Below are 6,440 nucleotides of genomic sequence, written 5' to 3'. Positions count from 1 at the left end.
CGGCTCCTGGATGTAAGTCGACCGGACGTCCCACTCGTACAGCTCCCCTTCCGGCACCGCGATGGCGTTCCACGTCTCGTTGGCAGCGAAGACGTTGCCGTACTGGCGGCGGTACATCTCCGGCTTCAAGGAGCGCCGGAGCGCGCCCTGCACCTCGTCCTGGGAAGGCCAGACCTCCTTCAGATAGACCGGTTGCCCGTTCGGGTCAGTTCCCAGTGGCTCGTTGAGCAGGTCGATGTCCACGCGCCCGGCCAGGGCGTAGGCGACGACCAGCGGCGGCGAGGCCAGGTAGTTGGCGCGAACGTCGGGGTTCACCCGGCCTTCGAAGTTGCGGTTGCCCGAGAGCACCGAGCAGGCGACCAGGTCACCCTTCTGCACCGCGTCAGAGATGGCTTCCGGCAGCGGGCCGGAGTTGCCGATGCAGGTGGTGCAGCCGTAGCCCACCAGGTTGAAGCCCAGGGCGTCGAGGCTCTTGGTGAGGCCGGCGCTTTTCAGGTAATCGGTGACCACCTGCGAGCCGGGGGCCAGGGAGGTCTTCACCCAGGGCTTCACCTTCAGGCCCTTTTCGATGGCCTTCTTGGCCACCAGGCCCGCGGCGATCAGCACCGAGGGGTTGGAGGTGTTGGTGCAGGAGGTGATGGCCGCGATGACCACGTCGCCGTTTCCGACGTCGAACTTCTCGCCGGCGACGGGGATCCGCGCATTGGCGCTTTCCTCATCGGCCTTGCCGAACTCCTTGCCCAGCGCGAGCTTGAACTCGGCGGCGGCTTCGGAGAGCAGGACGCGGTCCTGCGGACGCTTGGGGCCGGCCAGGGACGGCAGGACCGAACCGAGGTCCAGGTCGAGGGTGTCGGTGAACACCGGGTCGGCGTCGCCGGGCTCGAACCACAGGCCCTGGGCCTTGGCGTAGGCTTCCACCAGGGCGACGCGGTGGGCGTCACGGCCGGTGGCCGAGAGGTAGTCGATGGTGGCCTTGGTCACCGGGAAGAAGCCGCAGGTAGCGCCGTATTCCGGGGCCATGTTGGCGATGGTGGCCTGGTCTTCCAGGGTCAGGCCGGCGAGGCCCGGACCGTAGAATTCCACGAACTTGCCCACCACGCCCTTCTTGCGCAGCATCTGGGTGACGGTGAGCACCAGGTCGGTGGCGGTGGCGCCTTCCGGCATGGCGCCGGTGACGCGGAAGCCGATGACTTCCGGGATCAGCATCGGGATCGGCTGGCCCAGCATCACGGCCTCGGCCTCGATGCCGCCCACGCCCCAGCCCAGGACCGAGAGGCCGTTGATCATGGTGGTGTGGCTGTCGGTGCCGACGACGGTGTCGGGATAGGCGGTGGTGGCGCCATCCTCGTCCAGGGTCCAGACGGTCTGGGCGAGGTATTCCAGGTTCACCTGGTGGCAGATCCCGGTGCCGGGGGGCACGACGCGGAAGTTGTTGAAGGCCGAGGAGCCCCAGCGCAGGAAGCGGTAACGCTCGATGTTGCGCTCGTACTCGCGCTCGACGTTCTCACCGAAGGCCTTGGAGGTGCCGAAGTAGTCGACCATCACAGAGTGGTCGATCACCAGGTCGACGGGGTTCAGCGGGTTGATCTTCTCAGGGTTGGCGCCCAGCGCCGTCATCGCGTCGCGCATGGCGGCCAGGTCGACGACGGCGGGAACGCCGGTGAAGTCCTGCATCAGGACGCGGGCCGGACGGAAGCTGATCTCGTGCTCGACGGAGCCCTTGTTCACCAGCCACGCGGCCACGGCGGACAGGTCATCGCCACCGACGGAAACGCCGTCTTCGTTGCGGAGCAGGTTTTCCAGCAGCACCTTCATGGAGGCCGGCAGGCGCGAAACGCCCGAAAGTCCGGCTTCCTCGGCGGCGGGAAGGCTGTAGTAGACGTAGGTCTTGTCGCCCACCGTCAGTTCGCGGCGGGTCTTCAGGCTGTCGATCGACGCCATATAAGGGATCCTTCCTCTGTTCACGGCCGCTTCACCACCGCTTCGGGGATCGCGCGCTTTTCGAGGCGGACACACAGCGTCCGCCCCCGCGCCGCGTACGCCCCCCAAGGCGGCGTCGGCCGCGCGCGTCATAGACCCTGGCTCGGCCTACGTCCATGCAGGGAGGACAACCTCGCCGTGATCTCTCGCCTCAGCCTGCAAAACCTGTCGGTCCGCCGGGGCGGGCGCCTGCTTTTTGAAGGCCTGGCCCTGAGCCTGGCGGCGGGCGAAGCCTGCGCGCTCACCGGCCGCAACGGCGCGGGCAAGACCAGCCTGCTTCGGACCATCGCGGGTCTAGTCACCACCGAGGCCGGGACCATCGCCTTTGGCGACGCCGACGCCGATGCCGCAAGGGCCACAGGCCTGCACCTGATCGGTCACCTTGATGGCCTGAAGCCCGGGCGCACCGCCCGGGAGGAGCTGGACTTCTGGTCGCGCTGGACCGGCGGCACAGCGGCTTCGACCCACCAAGCCATCCGGAGGCTTGAGCTTTCCACCCTGCTGGATCTGGAAGTTCGGCGGTTATCGGCGGGGCAGAGACGCCGCCTGGCCTTGGCGCGACTGATCGCCGCTCCGCGTCCGCTGTGGCTGCTGGACGAGCCCTTGAGTCCCCTAGACGGCGTCTGGCGCGAGCGATTCGGCGCGGTGATGACGGAGCACCTGGCCACCGGGGGCTTGATCGTCGCGGCCGTCCACGACCCCCTGCCCATCCCCGCCAAGGCTCTGGAGATCGGCGCGTGAGCCGGGCCGGCGCCCTGCTGGCGCGCGAGGTGGCGCTGGCCTGGGGCAAGGGCGGCGGCCCGCTGGTGGCGTTGGGCTTCTATGCCGGGACCGCCACCCTGCTGCCGCTGGCCACCGGGCCCGAGCCCGCGCGCCTGGCGGCCATCGCCACCGGCATGGCCTGGGTGGCCCTGGCGCTGGCGGCCCTGCTGTCGCTGGAGCGGCTATTCGAGCGTGACTACGAGGACGGGGCGCTGGACCTGATCGTGCTGTCGCCGGTTCCCCTGGAGATCACCTGCGCGGTGAAGTGCCTGGGCCAATGGATCGCCACCGGCGCGCCCCTGGCCCTGGCGGCCCCCATCGCCGCGATCGCCCTGGGCGCCAAGCCGCAACTGGCCCCGCTGATCCTGGCCTGCGCCCTGGTCGGCGGACTGGCCTTCGCCTTCACGGGCGGGATCGGCGCGGCTCTGAGCCTGGGGGCCCGGCGCGGCGGGCTGCTGACGGCGGTGATCGTCCTGCCGCTGTTTGTGCCGCCGGTGATCTTCGGCGGCGCGGCCCTGGACGCCTTCGCCAATGGCCTGCCCTGGCATGCCGGCCTGGCGCTGCTCAGCGCCTATGCCGCCGCCGCGGTGGCGCTCGGCCCCCTGGCCATGGCCGCGGCCTGCCGCAACGCCCTGTCCTAGAAATCGGCGACGGAACTGGCCGGCCGCGGCGTTGAACCCTCCGAGGGATACGAACTCCGGAGACGCAGACCCATGAAATTCACCACCCCGTTGCTGCTGAGCGGCGCGATCCTGACCCTTGGCCTCGGCGGTGCGGCGATCGCCCAGCCGGCCCCGGCCGCCATGCAGGACGCCGGCCCCCGTCACGATCGTGGCGACCGGCCGCACCGCGACCCCGCAGAGATGACGGCTCGGCGCGCCCAGCACCTGCGCGACGCCCTGCAGCTGACCACCAACCAGGAGCCGGCGCTGAACGCCTTCCTGCAGTCCGTCGCCCCGCCCGCCGGCTGGCGCGACAAGATGCGTGAAAACCGCGGCGAGCGCGCCGCCCTGACCACGCCGGAGCGTCTGGACCGCATGAAGGCCCACATGGCCGACCGCCAGGTTCAGTTCGCCCGCCGGGCCGACGCGACGATGCGCTTCTACAGTCAGCTCTCGCCGTCCCAGAAGAAGGCTTTCGACGCCATGCGTCCGATGGGCGGCCGCGGCGGCAAGGGCGGTGGCCACCGGGGCGGCGGTCACGGCTAGACTTAGGTCCTGAGGACGACCCCGGCTTGCCCCAGGCGACGCCGGGGTCTAATTCGCCTGGGCATGTTCCCGGCGCCCGCCTTCCTTTCGAATCCCGAGCGCTTCATGGCGTTCTCCCGCTGGGCCGCGCCCATGTTCGGGGTCATCGCCCTTGTGCTGGCCCTGGCCGGCCTCTGGCTCGGCTTCACAGCCCCCGAGGACTACCAGCAGGGCGACACGGTGCGGATCATGTTCATCCACGTGCCGGCCGCCTGGATGAGCATGTTCGTCTATGCCTGCCTGGGGGGCGCAAGCTTCCTGGCGCTCGTCTTCCGCCACGCCCTGGCCGACGCCGCCGCCCAGGCCGCCGCCCCGTTGGGCGCGGCCTTCACCGTCCTGGCGCTCGCCACCGGCGCCCTGTGGGGCCGGCCCATGTGGGGCGCCTGGTGGGTCTGGGATGCGCGCCTGACCTCGGTCCTGGTGCTGCTGCTGTTCTACCTCGCCTACATGGCCCTGCGCGCCTCGCTGGACGATGAGACCAAGGCGGCCCGCGCCGGCGCCATCCTGGCCCTGGTGGGAATCGTGAACCTGCCAATTGTCCACTGGTCTGTGAACTGGTGGAACACCCTGCACCAGGGCGCCTCGGTGTTCCGCAAGGGCGGGCCGACGATGACCGTCGACTACCTCTATCCGCTGCTGCTGCTGGGCCTGGCCTATATGGCCGCCTTCGGGTCGCTGTGGCTGGTGCGTATCCGCGCCGAGGTCTGGCGCCGCCGAGCCGAGGCGGCCGCAATGCGCGCGGCGAGGGCCTGAGATGCTCGACCTCGACCCCGGCCCCTACGCCGCCTTCATCTGGCCCGCCTACGGCCTGACGGCCCTGGTCTTCATCGGCATGATCGCCACCAGCCTCAACCACGCCCGTCGCTGGCGGAAGAAGGCCGAGTCACAGACCCGGGACCGCGAGACGTGAGCCGCTGGCTGGCGGCCCTGCCGTTGATCGCCCTGGCGGCGCTGGCCCTGCTGTTCGGTCTCTTCGCCCTGAAACACGATCCCCGCGTCGAGCCCCAGGCCCTGGTGGGCAAGCCGACCCCCGACCTCGTGCTGCCGAGCCTGGACGACGGTCGCCCGGTGCGCCTACGCGACGCCGCCAAGGGGCCGGTGCTGATCAACATCTTCGCCTCGTGGTGCGCCCCCTGCGAGATCGAGCAGCCGGTTCTGGTGGCTCTGAAGACCCAAGGCGTTCCCCTGGTGGGGGTCGCGTACAAGGACGCGCCCGACAATACCAAGGCCTTCCTGAACCGCCTGGGAGATCCCTTCACCACCCGGCTGGTGGACCGCGACGGACGGGCCGGCATCGAACTTGGCGTCACCGGGGTCCCGGAGACCTATCTGGTGGGCGCCGACGGCGTGATCGTGGCCAAGCACACAGGCCCGCTGACGGAACAGGACGCCAAGGATCTGTGGGCCAAGGCCGCGCGTTAACCATACATTGACGCGCAGCGCGCCATGAGTTGACGCGTATTAACCATAAGGCGGCCTCGTGGCGCTTCCGATCCGACCCGGCTTTCCGCAGACCTCGGCCCCCGTCCAGCGGCCGGACCCTGCCCGCAACGCCGGCCAGCGCGCCTTCTTCGAGGCCGCGCTTAGTCTGCAGCAGCAGGCGCCGATGGCCAGCGCGTCGGCCCGGCCGGCCTCGCGGCCCCAGCCCGCGGGCCGCATCCCCACCGACCTGCCCTCCGATCCGCCGGAACGCATCCTGCGGCCCGGTTCGCTGCTGGACATCAAGATCTAACCCCGACCCCGGGATGAAGATCAGGTTGGCGGAAGCCTAGGCGACCTTCTTGGCCTTCTTCTCTTTCTTCGGCTTCTCAGCCTTGGGCGGCTTTTCCGCCTTCTCAGGCTTGGGCGCCTTTTCGGCCTTCACCTTCTTCACCTTGGCGGGCTTTTCGGCCTTGGCCTTCTTCGCGGGCTTTTCCGCCGGTGGCGAGGCGGCGGCTTCGCCGGCGGCGATCAGGTCGCGCAGGACGCTCACCAAGCCCTCGCGTTTGCCGGAGGACAGCAGCTTCAGCAGCCGGGCGTCCGCGGCGGCCATCTTCGGCTTGGCCTCCTCCAGCAACTCACGGCCGGCGGCGGTCAGGCTGACAGCGTTGGCGCGCGCATCGGCGGCGGAGCGCTGACGCTCAAGCAGACCCTTGGTGATCATGCGGGCGGCCATGTCGGCCAGGGTCGAGCGGTCAATGCCCGTGATGCGGACCAGATCGGTCTGGGTCAGGCCCTCGTGGGCCTCAACGGCGGCCAGCACCGCGTACTGGCGCTGGGTCGGGCCGCCCGCCTCGAAGGTCTCGGCATAGATGTCGAGAGAGAGCTGCAACGCGCGGTGCAGCAGGTGGCTGGGGGATCGGTCGAGGGCCGGAAGCCCCCCTGACTTGCCGGACTTACCTTTGGACATCGAGTTCCCCGCCTCTGCCACATTGGATCGGCCGCGGAAGATATAGTCCGTTCGCGTCGTTT

General features: G+C 69.7%; 9 protein-coding genes. 7 read left to right on the top strand and 2 right to left on the bottom strand.

Annotated features, from left to right (window positions below; translation table 11 throughout):
- A partial coding sequence (gene acnA, locus Q7J39_RS17025) for an aconitate hydratase AcnA (RefSeq protein WP_304827909.1) occupies positions 1-1,941 on the bottom strand: 1,941 nt, incomplete at its 3' end.
- A 177-nt stretch (positions 1,942-2,118) separates the two neighbouring features.
- Here acnA and ccmA point away from each other — a divergent pair.
- From ccmA to Q7J39_RS16990, 7 genes are all read left to right on the top strand, one after another.
- Positions 2,119-2,721 (top strand): heme ABC exporter ATP-binding protein CcmA, encoded by a 603-nt coding sequence (gene ccmA, locus Q7J39_RS17020; RefSeq protein ID WP_304827906.1) that lies wholly within the window; start codon positions 2,119-2,121, stop codon positions 2,719-2,721.
- The gene (ccmB, locus tag Q7J39_RS17015; protein ID WP_304827903.1) at positions 2,718-3,383 is read left to right on the top strand and encodes a heme exporter protein CcmB; all 666 of its coding nucleotides are present in this window, start codon (positions 2,718-2,720) and stop codon (positions 3,381-3,383) included. The genes ccmA and ccmB overlap by 4 nt, the downstream gene beginning before the upstream one ends.
- Before the next feature lie 72 nt (positions 3,384-3,455).
- Positions 3,456-3,950 carry a Spy/CpxP family protein refolding chaperone gene (locus Q7J39_RS17010; RefSeq protein WP_304827900.1) on the top strand — a complete coding sequence of 165 codons (495 nt, stop codon included), beginning with the start codon at positions 3,456-3,458 and terminating at the stop codon, positions 3,948-3,950.
- A 63-nt stretch (positions 3,951-4,013) separates the two neighbouring features.
- A complete protein-coding gene (ccmC, locus tag Q7J39_RS17005; RefSeq protein ID WP_304827897.1) occupies positions 4,014-4,742 on the top strand; it encodes a heme ABC transporter permease CcmC in 729 nt (242 codons plus the stop codon).
- 1 nt (position 4,743) lies between these two features.
- Positions 4,744-4,899 (top strand): heme exporter protein CcmD, encoded by a 156-nt coding sequence (gene ccmD, locus Q7J39_RS17000; protein ID WP_304827894.1) that lies wholly within the window; start codon positions 4,744-4,746, stop codon positions 4,897-4,899.
- A complete protein-coding gene (locus Q7J39_RS16995; RefSeq protein ID WP_304827891.1) occupies positions 4,896-5,411 on the top strand; it encodes a DsbE family thiol:disulfide interchange protein in 516 nt (171 codons plus the stop codon). The genes ccmD and Q7J39_RS16995 overlap by 4 nt, the downstream gene beginning before the upstream one ends.
- Before the next feature lie 58 nt (positions 5,412-5,469).
- Complete coding sequence (locus Q7J39_RS16990; protein ID WP_304827888.1) at positions 5,470-5,721, top strand: hypothetical protein; 252 nt, start codon at positions 5,470-5,472, stop codon at positions 5,719-5,721.
- A 36-nt stretch (positions 5,722-5,757) separates the two neighbouring features.
- On the opposite strand, the gene Q7J39_RS16985 is transcribed toward Q7J39_RS16990, so the two are convergent.
- Complete coding sequence (locus Q7J39_RS16985; RefSeq protein WP_304827885.1) at positions 5,758-6,378, bottom strand: MarR family winged helix-turn-helix transcriptional regulator; 621 nt, start codon at positions 6,376-6,378, stop codon at positions 5,758-5,760.
- Positions 6,379-6,440: the final 62 nt, after the last annotated feature.

It is taken from the genome of Phenylobacterium sp., assembly GCF_030651185.1.
In the GTDB taxonomy this organism is placed as follows: domain Bacteria; phylum Pseudomonadota; class Alphaproteobacteria; order Caulobacterales; family Caulobacteraceae; genus Phenylobacterium.
This window is presented reverse-complemented; position numbering and strand designations above follow the sequence as displayed.

Coding starts and splice junctions, on each gene's coding strand:
- ccmD (WP_304827894.1), top strand. CDS start 4,744: ATGCTCGACCTCGACCCCGGCCCCTACGCCGCCTTCATCTGGCCCGCC.
- Q7J39_RS17010 (WP_304827900.1), top strand. CDS start 3,456: ATGAAATTCACCACCCCGTTGCTGCTGAGCGGCGCGATCCTGACCCTT.
- Q7J39_RS16985 (WP_304827885.1), bottom strand. CDS start 6,378: ATGTCCAAAGGTAAGTCCGGCAAGTCAGGGGGGCTTCCGGCCCTCGAC.
- ccmC (WP_304827897.1), top strand. CDS start 4,014: ATGTTCCCGGCGCCCGCCTTCCTTTCGAATCCCGAGCGCTTCATGGCG.